16 protein-coding genes are annotated in these 18,372 nt (G+C 66.3%); 15 read left to right on the forward strand and 1 reads right to left on the reverse strand.

Features of this window, described 5'->3' with window-relative positions; all coding sequences use genetic code 11:
• Positions 1 to 44 precede the first annotated feature (44 nt).
• The 3 genes from aztB to aztD are packed head-to-tail and all read left to right on the forward strand — an operon-like array spanning position 45 to position 4,127.
• Positions 45 to 2,054: a zinc ABC transporter permease AztB gene (gene aztB, locus AB0J29_RS24750; protein WP_364790681.1), complete on the forward strand. Its 2,010-nt coding sequence runs from the start codon at positions 45 to 47 to the stop codon at positions 2,052 to 2,054.
• The gene (aztC, locus tag AB0J29_RS24755; RefSeq protein ID WP_364790684.1) at positions 2,051 to 2,953 is read left to right on the forward strand and encodes a zinc ABC transporter substrate-binding protein AztC; all 903 of its coding nucleotides are present in this window, start codon (positions 2,051 to 2,053) and stop codon (positions 2,951 to 2,953) included. The genes aztB and aztC overlap by 4 nt, the downstream gene beginning before the upstream one ends.
• Positions 2,954 to 2,978: 25 nt before the next feature.
• Positions 2,979 to 4,127 (forward strand): zinc metallochaperone AztD, encoded by a 1,149-nt coding sequence (aztD, locus tag AB0J29_RS24760; protein WP_364790687.1) that lies wholly within the window; start codon positions 2,979 to 2,981, stop codon positions 4,125 to 4,127.
• A 481-nt stretch (positions 4,128 to 4,608) separates the two neighbouring features.
• Here the strand turns inward: aztD and AB0J29_RS24765 are convergent, their stop codons facing one another.
• Complete coding sequence (locus AB0J29_RS24765) at positions 4,609 to 5,385, reverse strand: NAD(P)H-dependent oxidoreductase (RefSeq protein ID WP_364790690.1); 777 nt, start codon at positions 5,383 to 5,385, stop codon at positions 4,609 to 4,611.
• 141 nt (positions 5,386 to 5,526) lie between these two features.
• Here AB0J29_RS24765 and AB0J29_RS24770 point away from each other — a divergent pair, with 141 nt between their 5' ends.
• The 12 genes from AB0J29_RS24770 (at position 5,527) to AB0J29_RS24825 (ending at position 18,280) form a co-directional block, all read left to right on the forward strand.
• Positions 5,527 to 5,682, forward strand: a complete 156-nt coding sequence (locus AB0J29_RS24770) for a hypothetical protein (protein WP_364790693.1) — start codon at positions 5,527 to 5,529, stop codon at positions 5,680 to 5,682.
• A 428-nt stretch (positions 5,683 to 6,110) separates the two neighbouring features.
• Entirely contained in the window at positions 6,111 to 6,470 is a 360-nt protein-coding gene (locus AB0J29_RS24775; RefSeq protein ID WP_364790695.1) for a hypothetical protein, read from the forward strand.
• A 275-nt stretch (positions 6,471 to 6,745) separates the two neighbouring features.
• Entirely contained in the window at positions 6,746 to 7,456 is a 711-nt protein-coding gene (locus tag AB0J29_RS24780) for a hypothetical protein (protein WP_364790698.1), read from the forward strand.
• 338 nt (positions 7,457 to 7,794) lie between these two features.
• Positions 7,795 to 8,646 (forward strand): helix-turn-helix transcriptional regulator, encoded by an 852-nt coding sequence (locus AB0J29_RS24785; protein ID WP_364790701.1) that lies wholly within the window; start codon positions 7,795 to 7,797, stop codon positions 8,644 to 8,646.
• A 52-nt stretch (positions 8,647 to 8,698) separates the two neighbouring features.
• Positions 8,699 to 9,547, forward strand: a complete 849-nt coding sequence (locus AB0J29_RS24790) for a tryptophan 2,3-dioxygenase family protein (RefSeq protein ID WP_364790704.1) — start codon at positions 8,699 to 8,701, stop codon at positions 9,545 to 9,547.
• A gap of 633 nt (positions 9,548 to 10,180) precedes the next feature.
• Positions 10,181 to 10,462 (forward strand): helix-turn-helix domain-containing protein, encoded by a 282-nt coding sequence (locus tag AB0J29_RS24795; RefSeq protein WP_364790707.1) that lies wholly within the window; start codon positions 10,181 to 10,183, stop codon positions 10,460 to 10,462.
• Positions 10,345 to 10,698, forward strand: a complete 354-nt coding sequence (locus AB0J29_RS24800) for a transposase (protein WP_364790710.1) — start codon at positions 10,345 to 10,347, stop codon at positions 10,696 to 10,698. The genes AB0J29_RS24795 and AB0J29_RS24800 overlap by 118 nt, the downstream gene beginning before the upstream one ends.
• Positions 10,699 to 10,805: 107 nt before the next feature.
• Complete coding sequence (gene gndA / locus AB0J29_RS24805) at positions 10,806 to 12,251, forward strand: NADP-dependent phosphogluconate dehydrogenase (protein ID WP_364790713.1); 1,446 nt, start codon at positions 10,806 to 10,808, stop codon at positions 12,249 to 12,251.
• A gap of 83 nt (positions 12,252 to 12,334) precedes the next feature.
• Positions 12,335 to 13,717 (forward strand): hypothetical protein, encoded by a 1,383-nt coding sequence (locus AB0J29_RS24810; protein WP_364790716.1) that lies wholly within the window; start codon positions 12,335 to 12,337, stop codon positions 13,715 to 13,717.
• A gap of 22 nt (positions 13,718 to 13,739) precedes the next feature.
• Entirely contained in the window at positions 13,740 to 14,159 is a 420-nt protein-coding gene (locus AB0J29_RS24815) for a YbaB/EbfC family nucleoid-associated protein (RefSeq protein ID WP_364790719.1), read from the forward strand.
• A 105-nt stretch (positions 14,160 to 14,264) separates the two neighbouring features.
• Positions 14,265 to 15,959 (forward strand): hypothetical protein, encoded by a 1,695-nt coding sequence (locus tag AB0J29_RS24820; RefSeq protein WP_364790722.1) that lies wholly within the window; start codon positions 14,265 to 14,267, stop codon positions 15,957 to 15,959.
• Complete coding sequence (locus AB0J29_RS24825) at positions 15,956 to 18,280, forward strand: hypothetical protein (protein ID WP_364790725.1); 2,325 nt, start codon at positions 15,956 to 15,958, stop codon at positions 18,278 to 18,280. The genes AB0J29_RS24820 and AB0J29_RS24825 overlap by 4 nt, the downstream gene beginning before the upstream one ends.
• Positions 18,281 to 18,372 lie beyond the last annotated feature (92 nt).

Here is an 18,372-nt window from a genome sequence, read left to right on the forward strand (position 1 = left end):
ATCTTACTTGTATTGAAAATCATTTCCATCTAAGGTAGCGCACCATGGCTGTCCTATTTGCCCCATTCGAGGTTTCGTTCGTGCAGAGCGCGATGTGGGGCGGACTACTGGTCTCCGGCATCTGTGCGCTGGCCGGAACCTGGGTCGTGGTGCGCGGGATGGCATTCCTGGGGGACGCAATGGCGCACGGCATGCTCCCCGGCGTTGCGGTGGCGTCGCTGCTCGGGGGCAACCTGCTAGTGGGCGCCGCCGGTAGCGCCGTGGCGATGGCACTGGGAATTACTGCGCTGCAACGGAATCCGCGCTTCACCGCGGACACCGGGATCGGGCTGGTATTCGTGGGGATGCTGGCCGCGGGAGTGATCATCGTGTCGCGCTCACAGTCCTTCGCGGTCGACGTGACCGGATTCCTGTTCGGTGACATCCTGGCGATCCGAAACCGGGACCTCGGCTATCTCGCCGCCGCCTTGACGGTCGCCACGGCGGTTTCGGTGCTCGGGCATCGCGCCTTCGTCGCACTGGCCTTCGATCCGCGCACCGCGCATACGCTCGGGCTCCGGCCGCGGTGGGCGCGGGCGGCGTTGCTGGGCCTGCTGACAGTGGCGATCGTCGCGTCCTTCCACGTTGTCGGCACCCTGCTGGTGTTCGGGCTGCTCATCGCGCCACCCGCGGCGGCAATGTGCTGGGCCGCGCGCATTCCGGTGATCATGCTGCTGGCGGCGCTGTTCGGTGGGTTCGCGACCGTGACCGGGTTGCTGGTGTCCTGGCATGCGGGTACGGCGGCGGGCGCGACCATTGTCGCCGTCGCGGTCGCGGTGTTCTTCGCATCGGCCGCGGCCACGTGGCTGCGTGATCGAATGCGGATATCCGGAATGCGGATATCCGGCTCGGTCATGAGCACCCTGGCAGTGCTGATCACCGTGCTGCCGCTGGCCGGATGCGGTTCGGACACAAGCGATTCCACCTACACCGAGGCAACACCCCACGGGTTTGTGGCAGGCGCTGAAGAGACCGACGCACCGCAGACGCGGGTGGTTGTGGCCGATGCCGAGGGCGCGATCCGGGTCATCGATCTCATCGATGAACACGTCACCGACGCCGGACGGTCGGCCACGGTGGCGGGGATTCGAGGCGATGACCGATTCGCCTATCTCCACACCGAGGATGGGGTGCGAGTCATCGATGGCGGCGCGTGGACGGTCGACCACGGTGACCATATGCACTACTACCGGGCGGCGATCCGCGAAGTCGGAACCGTCGGGCGCGGTGGACTTTTCGCGGTGCACAGCGATCCGGCCACGGCAGCGGTCGTGACCGATACCGGTACGGTACTGCTGGACCGGACCGCACTCGACACGGGCCGAATCACCGAACTCGGCGTGCTCGCCGACAGTATCGCGGTTCCCTACGCCGAACACCTCGCCGTTGTGACCAGCGATGGGCGGGCCGAGATCCGCGACCATGCGGGCAATGTGTCAGCACCGCTCGCCGAGGCATGCCCATCGCCGCGCGGATCCGCGGTGACCAGGCGCGGTGTCGTATTCGGCTGCGCCGACGGCGCTTTGGTGGTGACGGTAGCCGATCAACAATTCAGCGCAGCGAAAATCAGCTATCCGCAACAGGTTCCGGACAGCGAACGCGCCATCGAGTTCGCCCACCGACCCGGCAGTACCCCCCTCGTCGCGAAGGCTGGCGAACACGGCGTTTGGGTGCTCGACATCCGAGCACGGACCTGGCGATTGGTGCCGACCGGGCCGATAGTCGCGACCAATACGGCGGGCGAAGGCAGCGCTCTGCTCACCCTCACCCGCGACGGCATGCTGTACAGCCACGACATCAGCACCGGTGCGCAGACCGCACAGGTGCAAGTGCTCGCCGCGCCGATGCCGGACGGCGCGCCACCGCCGGTGATCCAGATCGACACCGGACGCGCCTACGTCAATGACGCCGCCGCCCGCGTCGTGCACGAGATCGACTACCGCGACAAACTCCGGCGCGCACGCACATTCGCGCTCGATATCGCACCCGTGCACATGGTGGAGACGGGCCGATGAGGACCACGATCCGGATCTGTGTGGCCCTTCTCCTGACGGCCCTGATACCGGCCTGCGCGGTTCAGCGCACCGACGGCCGCGAAATCGTGGTCACCACAAACATTCTCGGTGACCTCACTCGCGCCATTATCGGCGACACGGCCGCGGTGACGGTGCTGATGCCACCAAATGCCGATCCGCACCAGTTCGCGATCTCCGCGCAGACCGCGGCCCGAATCGAACGCGCCGCCCTGCTGGTGCACAACGGGCTCGGACTCGAGGAGGGCGTGCAGCGCCATGTCGGCGCCGCCGAACAGCGTGGGGTGGTGTCGATTTCGGTCGGCGAACAGGTGGATCCGATCCGCTATCGGGGCACCGAGACCCCGGATCCGCACTTCTGGACCGATCCGGCGCGGGTGCGCCGCGCGGTGGCCGAGATCAGCAATCGGGTGATGAAAATCGACGGGATCGACGTGGATGCGGTGCGCGCCAACACCGCGCGCTACCTGGCCGAGTTGGACCAACTCGACCACTGGATGACCGAGCGGTTCAGCACCATTGCGCCAGCGCGGCGGAAGCTGGTCACCAACCATCACGTATTCGGCTATCTGGCACAGCGTTTCGGGTTCGAAGTGATCGGCGCAGTCATCCCCGGCGGCACGACCCTCGCCTCACCGAGTGCCTCGGATCTGGCGGAACTGGCCGAAACCATCCGAGCCGCACGCGTTCCCGCCATCTTCGCCGACTCCTCCCAACCAGACCGCCTCGCCCGCGTCCTCGCCGAACAGGTCGGCGTGCACGTACAGGTCATCGCCCTGTACTCGGAATCGCTCACCGCGCCGGGCGGCGGTGCGGCCACCTACCTGGACATGATGCGCGCCAATACCGAGGCCGTTGTGCGCGGCCTGACGGCGCCTTGATCGAACACGAGAAATGGAGTAACACATGCGATTACGAGCACGCGGCGCGCAATCGGCGGCCCTATCCGGACTATTGGCTTCGGTCATCGCACTCACCGGTTGCGGGACAAACGAGAGCCACCCGGCAATCGCCGATCCCGTCGCGATCACCTATGACGGCGGCATCTACCTGCTGGACGGAAAATCCCTCGCCGTGGCGGCCGAGCTGAAGCTCGACGGCTTCAACCGCCTCAGCCCGGTAGGCAACGACCACCACGTCATGGTGTCGACCAAGGACGGCTTCCAGGTCCTCGACGCCGTCCACGGCGAACTGACCGACATCACCTTCCCCGCGAGTAAACCAGGCCATGTGGTGCCACATGCTGGAGCAACCGTCCTATTCGCCGACGGCACAGGCGATGTCACCATCATCGATCCGCGGCAGCTGGCCGACGGCAAGCCGCAGTCCGAGGTGTACAAGACACCGACCCCGCATCACGGAGTGGCGATCCAAACGTCCACCGGAGAACTGGTCGTCACCCTTGGCACCGAGAAAAAGCGCACCGGCATCGCGGTGCTGGACAAGAACCGCAAGGAGATCGCCCGCAACGAGGACTGCCCCGGCGTGCACGGCGAATCCGTCGCCCAGGGCGAAGCGGTCGTCATCGGCTGCGAGACCGGTGCGCTCATCTACCGCAACGGCACCATCACCAAGGTGACCAGCCCGACCCCGTACGGTCGCATCGGCAACCAGGCAGGCAGTGCTGCCTCGCCGATCGCGCTCGGCGACTACAAGCAGGACAAAGACGCTGAAATCGAACGGCCACAACAGATTTCGCTGATCGACACCCGCACCGGCAGCCTGCGGCTGGTCGACATCGGCACCAGCTACACCTTCCGCTCCCTGGCCCGCGGCCCACAGGGCGAGGCATTGGTGCTCGGCACCGACGGCCATGTGCACGTCATCGACCCGGTGACGGGAACCGTCACGCGCACCATCCCGGTCACCGGCACCTGGGAGGAGCCACTGAAGTGGCAGAAGCCGCGACCGGCGATCTTCGCACGCGACAACAACATCTACGTCTCCGACCCAACCACTAATAAGGTACACCGCATCGACCTGGCCACCAGCACGATCGCCGCAACCACCACGCTCCCGACGACCCCCAACGAACTCACCGGCGTCAACATCTGACCCCGCGCACCGATTCGCACGCCACGCACCTTTTCGCCCGCGAATAGGTGCGTGGCGTGACAAAACGTGCGCAGGACCATCGCTCCCCCAGTCCGACACCGCTGCCGCCTGCCCCGGCGCGGCACCGATCACCGTCGCGGAACATCGAGCCGTCCAGATCCGCGAGTCCCTGCCGAACGCAGGGGCGGGCTGGACCGTCGCGGCGGCGATCGGCGGCTCCTTCAACATCGAGGTCGCCAGCGCGGCCAGCGACGCCGCCCCCGTCGTCGAGGCCTGCGCGCTCGGAATCGATATCGCCACAGCGATTCTCAGTCACTTGACACAGCCGCAATCGCCACTCACCCGGTGTCGATGCGAAAGCGGGCCGCTCGGGAAGTTACCGACCCAAACCAGTATCGACGCCGATCAGGCCGAGCGCACGTGCGAGCGAGATCGCCACGGCCCTGGCCGATCTCGGCGCGATCCATTTCGGATCGTCCGATCAGGCCCGAATGTGTAGTCCGAATCCGGTGCGGCCCTTGGCTTCCAGGCCTTCGCGCAGGCGCAGGGCGGGAAGTTCGTAGTCGCCGCCGTTCTGGGGGCGGTAGGCGATGGGGGCGGTTTGTTCGATCGAGAGCAGGCGCTGCTCCCATGCCTTGGCGGTGTCGGTGAAGTCTTCCGGCGAAAGGCAATGCGCGCCATAGGTAACGAAAGGCGGCAGCACATCCATGCCGGGGTAGTAGAGGATGCCGTGCTGGATCGGGAAGAGCAGGTCGTCGATGGGGCCGTTGATGCCGCGATCGGTGTAGCTCGGTTCGCGGCCGCCGATCGTCACGGACAGCATGGCCCGCTTGCCCGCGAGGGTGCCCTCGCCGTAGCGGTCGCCATAGCGGGTGGTGCTGTGTTCGCCTACGCCGTAGGCGAAATGGTAGGTGAAGACCCGGTCCACCCAACCCTTGAGGATTGCGGGCATCGAGTACCACCACAGCGGGAATTGGAAGATCACGGTATCGGCCCAGCGCAGCTTTTCCTGCTCGGCAGCGATATCGGCGCTGAGTGTGCCGGTGTCGTATGCGCGACCCGAGTCCGCGGCGACCCGCAGTGGATCGCTCGCCGTCCCGAAATCGTCGGCATCGACCATCGGCTTCCATCGCATCGCATACAGGTCGCTGACCTGCACCTCGTGCCCTGCGGCGCGCAAAGTGGTCACCGCGATGTCCTTGAGCACGCCGTTGAGTGACCGCGGTTCGGGGTGGGCGTGGACTATGAGCGTCCGCATGTGCTGCTCCTTCGGATCGGGATGTGTTCGATCTTCGCCAGCGAATCGGCCGCCGTTCAGGGGCGCTTCTTCCATCGGACCGGACTTCCTGGTATCGACAGGACCACCCTCACCTCGCGAAGCCGCGGCAATACTGGAGGAATGGACGAGCTCAGCGACTTCCTGCGCACGCGGCGGTCCCGGGTCGATCCCGGATCCGTTGGCATTGCGACCGATTCGCGCCGCCGGGTGGCCGGGCTGCGCCGGGAGGAGGTCGTGCAGCTGTCCGGGGTGACATTTTGGTTACGCACTCCTTAAATGTTGGTCTGGGTCGGTAGTGGCGTCGCCGTGTGTGGCAGTGGTTGTTGGGTGACAAGCCCCGCAGGGGCGCGGCAGTTCTTTGATCGCCGACTGTTTGCGGGTGGTAACGATTTTCGGGGCGGTCGTCTCGCTGATGGATCACTCGAAAGGCAAAGGAAATCAAGCGGATTCGCTGCGGCGGGAGGTAGAGACGATGGCGGGCGCGGCGGCGACTGATGGTGTGCGGCTGCGGTCTACTACTTCAATCGGGCATGTGTCACACACGTGAACGACGATCTCGCCCCACCTCCCATGCATAAGCAACACGGGGGCAACCTTGACTCGCCGTCCATCGGTTATATTCCAATCGGTCATATTCCAAGCCGAGGTTCTCTTCGCCGCTGAGTCTGGCCCGAACCTGGGAGTACTTGATAGAGGTGACTGTGATGAACCTGCCGCCAACTGTGGTCGCGATCTATGACATCGGCTTCGCGGAACCGCGAAAGGTGGCTGAGTTCCGGTTGGCCACCGATGGGACGGCGGTACTCACTCTCATCGATCCCGACGGTTGCCTGGTCGCCGAGCAATGGTATGAGCGAGGCGTCAAGATCTATGACCCACTCAGCAGGATCGGGCCGGGTGAGGGTGCGCGCTTCTTACGCGCCCTGCTCGACACGCCGGGGATGAGCTACTACCGCGTAGTCGATGAAAGCCCTCGACCACCCCATGATCCGCCGACCGCGTCTCCTTGGACGAAGACGCGGGAAACCGGTCCAGGGAATCCGCCGCCGCAACCACGGTCATGAGAGGCAGCGTTACCCCGGTCCTTCGCGACATCGTCCAACGCTTGACCAGGACATTGAACCTGGGCACTCAATCGGTCGCGCGCACCTATGAGCGCACCGGCAGCGCCGCGAGAACCGCCGCGCGTACACTGCAAGACACCGACAACCGCGCCGGGCATCATCTTCTCAAAGAACCCCTCCCTGTGCGCCAACCAAACCCAATGTTGGCGCCGACGCCATCACGGAATTGGAACTACCGGCCCAGCGAGACCGAATCGGCCATGGCAGCTCGCCGGATGACCACCCCTGTCGACTTCACCGGTGATATGCGCGACGCGGTCGCACGCAGTTCGACGGAAGTACGCAAAATGCGCTCGGAAGACGGCGAACTCAACATCTACAAGCCCATCCACGGAGAGAAATACGACGCCGGCCTCCCCTTCTTCCATGCACCAGGTGCGCTGACCAGCAGAGAAATCGCCGCGTACCGGGTCGATGAAATCCTCGGGTTCGGCCGAATCCCCCCTACCGCGCGCACTAGCGGTGTCATAGGCCCCGACGGCCGACCCTCCGGACCCGGCATGATCCAACAGTTCGTCGAGTCCACAAAATCCAGGCAAGTCGATGCCTATCCGAGAGTCCAGCAACAGCAAGTTGGTGTCCTCGACTACATCATCGGCTCAATGGACCGACACCCCGGCAACTACCGCACCGTGGACCGCGGTGGCCACCTCGACATCGTCGCCATCGACCATGGCCGATCATTCCCCTTGGCCCGCGACCCGCTCGAGATCGAGATCGACTCCGACTTCGTCGCCGCTCACAAAGGGCAACAACTCGAATCGGAAGTCCTCGACGCCGTACACAACGCAGACACCGACCGCCTGCGCGCAGCCCTCGGAGACGCAGGCCTACACCCGAACGCCATCGACGGAGCACTGGCACGACTCGAGAAAATACGAGAACTGGGACACATCCCCGCAGACGTCAAAGTCCTACCACCGTGACAAGCTCGACGCCCAGTGCACACCACTTCAAACATCGATGTGAATCCTCCGGTGAGTCAGGGGAATCCGGACATGCCGGGGGGATTCATCTTCGCCGGACCAGCTGCCACCAACGCCAACACTTCCCGAAACGCCGGACGGTCCGCGTCAGCGCCCGACAGATCGTTATCACAGAAGATCCACGGCGACCCGCAGCGGATCGCTCGCCGTCCCGAAATCGTCGCCGTCGACCATCGGCTTCCATCGTCGCCGTTCAGGGGCGCTTCTTCCATCGGACCGGACTTCCTGGTATCGACAGGACCACCCTCACTTCGCGAAGCCGCGGCAATACTGGAGGGATGGACGAGCTCAGCGACTTCCTGCGCACGCGGCGGTCCCGGGTGGATCCCGGATCCGTTGACATTGCGACCGATTCGCGCCGCCGGGTGGCCGGGCTGCGCCGGGAGGAGGTCGCGCAGCTGTCCGGGGTGAGCGTCGACTACTACGTGCGCTTGGAGCAGGGGCGCGCCCGGCAGCCATCGGTGCAGGTGCTCGATGCGCTGGCCCGGGTGCTCGGCCTGGCCGAGGTGGAACGCGAGCACCTGCACCGGCTGGCCCGCCGGCCGCAGCGCCCGGCGAAGTCGGCACCGAATGTCCGCATCCGCGTCGAGTTGCGGCGGGTACTGGATCTCATCCCCGACGCGCCCACATACATCGTCGATCACCGCCTCGATGTGATGGCGGGCAACCGGCTCGCGGAACTGGTGTATGGACACAGCCCGATGAAGGGCCTGAATATCGCCCGCCACATCTTCTTGGACGACTGCGGCGCGCGTTCGCTCTACGCCGACTGGGAGGTCTGCGCCCGCGATATTGTCGGCCACCTGCGCCTCGCGACGGGCAAGTATCCCGACGATCCGAAACTGTCGGCCCTGATCGGCGAACTCGCCGTGCACAGCGACCGCTTCCGCAAACTGTGGGCGCGGGCAGACGTCCACGCCCGAACCCACGGCCGCAAGGCCTTCACCCATCCCCTGGTCGGCACCATGGACCTACACCAGGAAAGCTTCACCCTGCCGGAGGAATCCGGCACCGAACTTGTCATCCTGTCCGCCGAACCCGGCAGCGAATCCCATGACAACCTGCGTCTGCTGGCCAGCCTCGGCGCCACGAATGCCGTTGCGCCCGATCGGCATATGACACAAACCTAGCGAGCATCACATTCACGTAATACGGTGAATCGGGGGCCACAGGAGAACGGTGATGACCAGCCGACGCGACGAACTCGACCGCAATATCGTCACCGATTTCAGCTCTCGCATGAGTTACGGCGCGTACCTCGATCTCGACACCTTGCTCAGCGCGCAGCATCCGGTCAGCCGACCGGAGCAGCACGATGAGCTGCTGTTCATCATTCAGCACCAGACCACCGAGCTGTGGCTGAAGCTGGTGCTGCACGAATTACGGGCCGCACGTGCGGCTTTCGATGCCGATGAGCTCGGCGTTGCGCTCAAATGCATCGCGCGGGTGAAACATATCCAGCAGACGCTGACCGAGCAATGGTCCGTGCTCGCCACGCTGACGCCCACCGAGTACGCGCAGTTCCGCGATTTTCTGGGGAACTCGTCCGGGTTCCAGTCCTACCAGTACCGCGCCATCGAGTTCATTCTCGGCAATAAGAACGCGGCCGTACTTCGGGTGTTCGAATCCGATCCTCCGGCGCACGAAGTGCTGGCCACGCTCTATCGAGAACCGACCCTCTACGACGCATTCTGGCAGCACCTGGCCCGCACCGGGCTCGCTGTGCCGCGCTCGACGCTGGAACGGGATATCACCGAGGCGCACACGCTCGACACCGAATTGCTTGCCCTGGTGCAGTCGATTTACGAAGCGCCAGAAGAACATTGGTCGGTATACGAGACATTCGAGGAGCTGGTCGACCTGGAGGAGAACTTCCAGCTGTGGCGCTTCCGCCACCTGCGCACGGTGCTGCGCGTCATCGGAAGGCGAAGCGGGACAGGCGGATCCAGCGGTGCCGGATTCCTGCAACGCGCACTCGAGCACACCTACTTCCCGGAACTGTTCGCCGTCCGCACCTGGACCGGACACTGACCGAATTCGATGGTGACCCCCGTCGAGCCGAGTCGAATCGCCGCTCGACAACCGCCCCCGCCGTCGAATGAACCCCGATGACCACTGACCGACAGCCCGCGCCCGCCGCCGCGGTGCTCGACGACTTCGATGCCCGGCCCGGCAGCGCGACCTCGCTTACCCGAAGGCGCTCGGCGCGAGCCGCCGCGCAATGGTGGGATCTCGACGACCCCTTCGACTCCAGGCCACCCGACGGGTTCACCGGCATCCTGCCGCTGAGGGTAGTCTCGCCCCACAGGGCCCCGGCACTCGCCGTTCGGTCATCCTGCCCTCGCCGTCCCCCGGACGCGCACTGCGCACGATCGACGCCAAGGAACTTACGGCCGTCGTGCCCGTGGTGGCGCAGAGCTGGCACAATGTTCATCACCGAATCGACCTGCGCTGCAGCGGGATATCCGCAATAACGCGCTCGCACCGTCAGCTTACGGCCTGGTGTCCACCGCTGCCGCGATCGTGGTCGCCATCGTCGTTCTCACCAGCGGCGAGACCGATGAAGACTATCCAGCAGGGGCGTCAGTCGGTGGTAGAGCCGCGACCGGGCGCGGGAGTACGGGTTCCATCATCAGTGTCGGTGGCTGGTGGGATGCTGTTGTGGTGACACGGCACACATCGTTTCGGTTCTGCTTGGACCCCACGGTCGAGCAGCAAGCGGTGCTGTCACGCCATGTCGGCACGGCGCGGTTTGCGTTCAATCAATGCCTGCATACGGTGAAGTCGGCGTTGACCGCTCGCCGAACCGATCCGACCGTGTCGGTGCCGTGGTCGGGTTTCGACCTGATCAACCAGCATGGCACGGCGGCGCGATTGTTGTCGCCGATCGCTGGTATCCGTCGAGTCAGATCTGTTCGCGCTGCGGTGACCGCAACACCGCCCTGACCCTGGCCGACCGGATCTTCACCTGCGTGAACGGCCATCGACTCGACCGCGATCACAACGCCGCGGTCAACCTCGCCGCCTGGGGCGAACAACACCACAACACCCAGGTCCGGGAGCCCGAAGCACGAGCCCCGGTCATCAACGTCCGCCGACGGGAAGGCGCTGGCCCACACACACGTGTGGGTGAAACCGGCCCGAGTGACGCGGAAACCAACACTCACACCGCACTGGTGTGAGTCGAGGACGTCCGAGAAGGACGGTGTTCACCAGCCCTCATAGGGTTGGGAGACACTCTGTAGGCTGCTTGCGGTAGGTGACGACACCGAACGGAAAGAGCTGATACATGGCGTCCGCGACAGCATCCGCACAGATCGGGGTTACCGGCCTGGCGGTCATGGGTAGCAATATCGCCCGGAACTTCGCCAAGCACGGCTACACGGTGGCACTGCACAACCGCAGCATCGCCAAGACCGACGCACTGCTTGCCGAACACGGTGGCGACGGCAACTTCGTGCGCACCGAAACGATCGAGGAGTTCGTCGCGGCACTGGAGAAGCCGCGCCGGGTGCTGATCATGGTCAAGGCGGGCGATCCGACGGATGCCGTCATCGAGGAACTCGCTGACGCGATGGAGCCCGGCGACATCATTATCGACGGCGGCAACGCGCTCTACACCGACACCATTCGCCGCGAGGCCGCCATGAAGGCGCGCGGGTTGAACTTCGTCGGCGCGGGCATCTCCGGTGGTGAGGAGGGCGCGCTCAACGGTCCGGCGATCATGCCTGGCGGCCCCAAGGAATCCTACGAATCCCTCGGACCGCTGCTGGAATCCATTGCGGCACAGGTGGACGGCACACCGTGCTGCACGCATATCGGCCCCGACGGCTCCGGACACTTCGTCAAGATGGTGCACAACGGCATCGAATACGCCGATATGCAGTTGATCGGAGAGGCCTACCACCTGTTCCGCGACGCGCTCGGCCTCGGCGCAAAGCAGATCGCCGACGTGTTCACGCAGTGGAACTCCGGCGAACTGGAGAGCTACCTCGTCGAGATCACCGCCGAGGTGCTCGCGCAGGTCGACGCGAAGACGGGTCAGCCGTTGGTGGATGTCATCGTCGACGCGGCCGAGCAGAAGGGCACCGGGCGCTGGACCGTGAAGTCCGCACTCGATCTCGGCATCCCGGTCACCGGCATCGCCGAGGCCGTCTTCGCGCGGGCACTGTCGGGTTCGCGTGCGCAGCGTCGGGCCGCGGTTGGTCTGGCCGCCGGCAAGCTCGGCGAAAAGCCCACCGACATTGCCCAATTCACCGAGGACATTCGCCAGGCGCTCTATGCGTCGAAGATCGTCGCGTACGCCCAGGGCTTCGATCAGATCGCCGCGGGCAGCGCCGAATACAACTGGGACCTGCGTCCCGGCGACCTCGCCACCATCTGGCGCGGCGGCTGCATCATCCGGGCCCGGTTCCTGAACCGGATCAAGGAAGCCTACGACCAGAATCCGGAACTGCCGAGCCTGATCCTTGCGCCATACTTCCGCGAGGCGATCGAGACGGCCATCGACAGCTGGCGCCGCGTGGTCGCCACCGCGACCCTGCTCGGCATTCCGGTGCCCGCGTTCGCATCCTCGCTCGCGTATTACGACGCCCTGCGCGCCGAACGCCTGCCCGCCGCACTCACCCAGGGCCAGCGCGACTTCTTCGGCGCGCACACCTACGAGCGCATCGATGCGCCGGGCAAGTACCACACGCTGTGGAGCGGCGATCGCAGCGAGGTTTCGGCCGACTGACTCGAGCGCCGTCCCAGCTCTGGGAAGACTCGACAAGGGGGGCACCCGCTCGAGGTGCCCCGCGCTCGACTGAGGAGGACCGTTTGGCGGACGAACCACGAGAACCAGCCGCCGAGCAGCGGCTCGCCGATGCGCTGAATGCGCTCGGACCGACGGGCTGGCAGCAGGCGGACGCGGTATTCGCGGTCACGGTGGCGGGTGAGGTCGGGCAGCTCGCGTACTCCATCGGCGACCAGGTGGTTCCCCTATCGCCACCGGAGTCGGTCCTCGCCCTGGTCCGGGAGCTACGGGCGCTCGCCGCCCGATCCAATGGCGGACCGTGGTGGCGAATGCTGGTCGTGCTGGCCGACTCCGGCGCGATCGACATCGATTACGACTACGGCGAACAGCCGTTCCCACCCGGGCAGCTGTTCGCTCCGGAGGCGTACCGCGCCGACCTCGAGGCGTATCCGCGCGCCACGATACCGGTGTGGTTGGGCGCCTACATCGGCCACGACGACCGGCAGCGGCGCACTCCGCAACAGGCTGCCGCCCGAGCGCGTGGCGATCGATCCCGCCAGGTGTGGGCGAGGCTGGCGGAGTACGAATTTCCGCCGTTCCCGCACATGTGGGCACGCTGGGCGACGATCGCCGCGGCGTTCGTCGCCGCCCGGTCCGAGCACGGTCCGCGCATGGAGCCGTGGACGGGGGTGTTCGAAGGCGCGGCGTTGGACGGGTCGACGCTGCATGCGCTCCCGACCGGGCGGGCGGTGCTCTCGGGCGGGGTGTGGAATGCCCCCACCCTGGACGCGGTCTACAACGGCGGTGAGCCGATGCCGGATCTCTATGCCGGCGCACCGGATTGGGTGGCCGATCCGGTGCTCGACCCGCGCGCGGCGTCGGGTCTGCTGTCGTTCTGCTACTGGTGGGAAGCCGGGCGCTGGTATCGCGGGGCGTCACCGTCGGCGGAGGATTGTGCCGTCGCGGTGCCCGGAGTGTGGACCAGGGAAACCGTGCTGGGGATCGTCGCCGATCTGCTCACGGAGCCGAATCCGGGTGCGCGCGAAGCGATTGCCGCGCTGCTGGCCGCGGCCGAGGTCGGCCGGGTCACGCGGCAGGAACTGGTCGAAGTATTCGGTGCGGATGACCGGTTCGACATCGACGGCGCGCTCTACCAATACTCGCTGGCCGGATTGGCACGGCCGGCGCCGGAACCGATGCCCGCCGAGGAGGCGACCTCCCGGGTGCGCGATTACATCACCGGGCGCGTACTGGACACCACGGGATACCCGCTCGACCAGTTGGTCGCCGAACGATTCAGTGTCGGCTGGATGGTGCATGTGCCGGTGCCCGCCGGGATGGTCGCGACCGATCGGGCGATCTTCTATCTCGGCGATGACGGCCTGCTGGAGCAGTCCTCGTCGTCCATCGATCCGCCGAGCTACATCGCCGACTTCGAACGCCGATACGCCGAACGCCACGGCTGATCCGGATCGAAGGAAGGTAGTCATGGATCGTTGGGAGCAAGAAGGATTGCGCTCGGCCAACTTCGGGATCCGCAATCAGGTCGAAAGCATTCTCGACGCACTCGCCGAGCAACACGCCAACCGGGCCGAGATCGAGCGAAAGGTGGACACCGCACGGGCCACCGCCACCTCGGCGGACGGTCTGGTGGAGGTGACCGTCGACAGGTCCGGCGTCCTCATCGACGTGCGGTTCACCGCGGACGCCGCGCACAGTACCGCCGCACAGCTGGGCCGATCTGTCACCGAGGCCGGGCGCGAGGCCGCCCGTCGCGTGCGGGAACAGACCACACAAATGCTGGCCCCGGTCGCCGCGGCCATCCACGCCATGCCCGACCTGCCCGATCTGGTGCTCGGCGCGCCGAGCCTGCGTGAGCCCAGCGAAGTCGAACGGCGCGACGAATAGGCCCTACCTATTCCCAGCGATGGGCATAGGTAGGTTCGCAGTAGGATTCTTCGCCAGGCAATCGGCTCCTCGGTTTCGCTGGTGAGGGTTGAAGGGTGACCGGATATGGGCCATTCGTTGCATATCGATCCGGACCGTCTCCATGCCTTCATCACCGAACTCGCCGCAGTCGCCGAATCCGCGCACCAAGATCTGGCCGAACTGAAGAACGCCCTGGCCCATGAGGGCAAGCCATGGGGTGACGACGAGCCGGGCCGAATGGTCGGCGACACCTATGAGCCACAGGCGAAGAAGGGACTCGAGGGGTACCAGAACCTGGTCGATAATCTGCGTGGGTTGAGCAAGGGCGTCGGCGAGGTCGGCGACGCGCTCAACGACCAGGACCGGGACGGCAGCCGACAGATCCGCAGCACCGGCCCGAAACAGCCGGTGTCCGTCGCGCCGGATTCGGCGTGGCCCGGTACCAACGCACCCCGAACCAGTTCGCCCACAACCGGTTCCGGATCGAACTCGGACAACCCGACCGCGACGCCGACACAGCCGCGCGGTTCGACTCCCAACGCATCCGCCCAGCCGAACGCCTACCAGCCAAGCGCCTACCAGCCGAACGTCCCCCCGAGCGCCTACCCGCACTCGAGGCCCACCGGCTACAACCCGATCAGCACACCCATGTCCGCCGGTCCGCAGCCCGTATACCCGGATTCGAACACACCGCCGGTCGAACCGGGCGCCGCGCAGCAGCCCACCGCGGAAAGCTCGGCCGCGGGCAACGAAAACGCCGCGTCACCGCCGGTCGCGGATGATTCGATCCCAGCCGTGCCAGGCGCGACATCGCCCGCCGCTGCGACGCCGGCGCGGACTGGTGATCCCGCGGTGGCCGAGAAACCGACGGGCACACCGTGGTCGCGAACGCCGGGGACGGCGTTTCCTTCGATACCTTCGGGCACCCCCTGGTCGGGTGCCCGTAGCGGCGTTCGCCCACCGGGGCAGGTCTTCGCGCCCTCACCGACCGGCGTGGGCCCGGCGCAGCACAGCAAGCCGAAGCAAGACGGCAAGCCCCGCAAGAAGAAGCGCGAATCGACCGCGGCGCATATTCGGGTACCGACCGATGCGGCGGCCCTGGCGGCGGCTAGGGAACTCGCCGATCGGCACGAACTGCGGATCGTCGGCGTCGAAACCTCGGGTATCGGACCGGAGATGGTCGCCCAACTGGCCGCGGCCATCGACGATATTCTCGGCAAATATCCGTTCGTCGACCTCGGTGGGATCGAGATCACCGAACTCGGCGACCGAATCTCCCGGGTAGCCCGGGATCGAAGCGGTGACCAGTCGGAATCGCCGAGCACCGGATCGTGGATCCTGCTCGACCGCACCCTCGTCGCAAATCCGGCCAAGTTCAGCGAAAAAGTCCACACCGCAATAAAATCCGGGGACTCTATAGCCGGATCCGAGGAGCGGCCGATGTATTCGACGATCATCGGCGACCTCGGCCGGATCATGGAGGAGCAGGCGGGTCCGCCCGTCCGACGGCTGGCGCAGCGGTCCCTGATCACCGAATATCGGCGCGTCAGCGGCCCGTGGAACGGCGGCGACACCCTGGCCCGCATCATCGGCGGCTACCGGCGGTGGCGAGACCAGTTGGGCGGCAACAGCATCGTCAACGGTCGGCTCCAGCCGCGCGCGGCGTTGGTCGCGGCATTCGCCGAGGTGGAGTTGCGTGGCGAGGACGCGTGTGGTCCGGCGCGGGTGCTGTATCGGTTGCTGGTGGAGGGGGCAAGAGGTCGGTCGGCGCCTCGGTGAGTGTCACTATCCCCGCACACTTCCCGGACTGGCTGACGCGCTGGGTGATCGGCCACTTTCCGGTCGGTAATCCCGATAGTATCCGCGCCGCGGCCGACGCCTGGGCACGCTCGGCCGAACGTCTCAAAGTCACACTGCAGCACCTCGAACGACTCGCGCGCGACGTGCCCGCGGCAATCGAGGGTGAGGCCGCCGATGCGATCCAGCGACAGCTGAAGGCCCAGATCGCCAACACCCGCAATCAAATCGAATTCGCCGACGGCATGGCCACCCTGCTCTACGACGCGGCCAACTCGATCGAACTCGAGCAGTACATCGTCATCGGGATCGGGGCGGTCCTGCTCGCCAACCTGCTCATCGATGCCGCCGTACCGATGAAAGCCGCCAGCGACCGCATCGCCGCCGATGTCGCCGCCACCGCCGCCCGCCGCGACACCCTCAGCTTCATGTTCCAACGCATCGCCGCCTTCGCGGGGCGATACCCCCACATGACGCTCGCCATCCGCGCGACCATCATGGGCGCGGTCTCCATGGGCGGTGTGGTCGCCGGTGCGCAATACGCCCAGATCGTCCAGGGCCGCGGCAAACCCGGCCGCCGCACCAGCATGGATCGGGGCCAGGTGTGGGTGGCGGCGGTCGCGGGCGGCGGCGGTGGCCTGGCAGGCTCGCTTGCCACCCGTGCGGTGCTGCGCGCATTCACCCGCACCGGGGCCAACGCCGCGACACAGGTGGGACGCAGGACGGGACGCGCCGTGGCCGTCGTGCTCGCCAGCGCCACCGGCGGAGCCGCGGGTGGGGCCGCCGGTGCGGTGATCATGTCCGCACTCACCCACACCAAACTGAAACTCGCCCAGATGATGCTGATGGGCGCCACCAGTGGTGCGGTCAGCGGTTTCGGCGCGGCGGTACGCGCCACCCGGGGCATGAGCGCCGCCCGGCCCCCAGAGGCGACCGTCCCCGAGATCGGCGGAACGCGAGGCAGTCACAACGACGGCCCGCCGGTCCGATCCACGCCCGACTCGGCCAGGCCGCACGGCAGCGCCGACACACCTCGGCCACCACATGAGGAGACCATCCCCGAGACCGTCGGATCCCAGGACAACGGCCGGCACGACGGCCCGCCGGTCCGATCCACGTCCGACTCGGCCATGCCGCACGGCAGCGCCGACCCACCTCGGCCACCACATGAGGAGACCATTCCCGAGATCGGCGGATCCCGGGACGACGGCTCCCGCGACGGCCTGCCGGTCCGTGAAACCACTGACGGTAGCGCAACTCGGCACCACAAGGAGACCATCGACGAGATCGGCAAGCTATACGAGGAGCAATTCCGCAAGCTCGACGAGGGCGGTACCTCACCGCACTCGGACACCGACCCACCACCACCGGGCACGAAGCAGCCTCCACCCGCGTCGCCAACCTCCCCCGGAAGCAAATCCGAATCCGGCCACGGCTTGCCTTCCTGGGATTGGAATCGCGGCCTGGAACTACTCGTCGAGGGAGGCTACGGAACCGCGCCGACGGAGTCCGTGGCCACGCCGAGAAGCTCGTCGTCGACCGGAGGTCCGGGCACCGCCCAATTCCACAGCGGCCGACCCGAGTCTCCGCAGATGGGTCTGGCCGGAACCGTCCTCACCGCCGAGGGCCAGCCCAACGCCACGCCTGGATCGGTGCTGACCATGAGCGCGAACAGCCATGTGGAAACCAACACCCACGTCGCTTCCGCCAAAGATCTGGGCGGCACCGGAGGCGGCAATGGGCCAGGTGTCATGGCGGGATCACCTGTCGCACATGGGGATTCGCCGACCGGAGGCGGTGCGGGCCCAGGTTCGTCCAAGTCCGGGCACGGGCCGGGCGAACTGCCGCCCGACTCCGACGAGGCCATCCTCCTCGACCTCGACTTCTTCGACTACGAGCTGGTTCCCAACGAACCGGTCACACCGGGCGGTAACTCCCCCACGGCGACGCCACACGTTGCTGGCACCACATCGGTCGAACCCGGGCCCGGCAGCGGGTCTGGCTCGCCGCCGTCACCCACCCCGACGGAGGCGAAGAGCTCAACCGCGCATGCGGGTGCGACACCTGGCCCCGGCGGCGCACCGACGACACCCGCTCCCCCACCTGGGGCCAACACACCCCACGCCAGCCCGCAGTCCGGACAAGCCAACGCACCCCAACCCCAGACCACGCCGCAAGCCGGGCAAGGCAACACACCCCAACCCCAGACCACACCACACGCAGCACAAAGCAACACACCCCAACCCCAGACCACACCACACGCAGCACAAAGCAACACACCCCAACCCCAGACCACACCATGAATCACCCCGGGTTTGGTGCTCACCTTCTTTCTTGAGGAGGATGGGTAGACCATGCCATCGAAGTACGACGAAGTGACCAAGGCCAAGGCTGT

The sequence above is a fragment of the Nocardia sp. NPDC049707 genome (assembly GCF_040674855.1).
In the GTDB taxonomy this organism is placed as follows: Bacteria; Actinomycetota; Actinomycetes; order Mycobacteriales; family Mycobacteriaceae; genus Nocardia.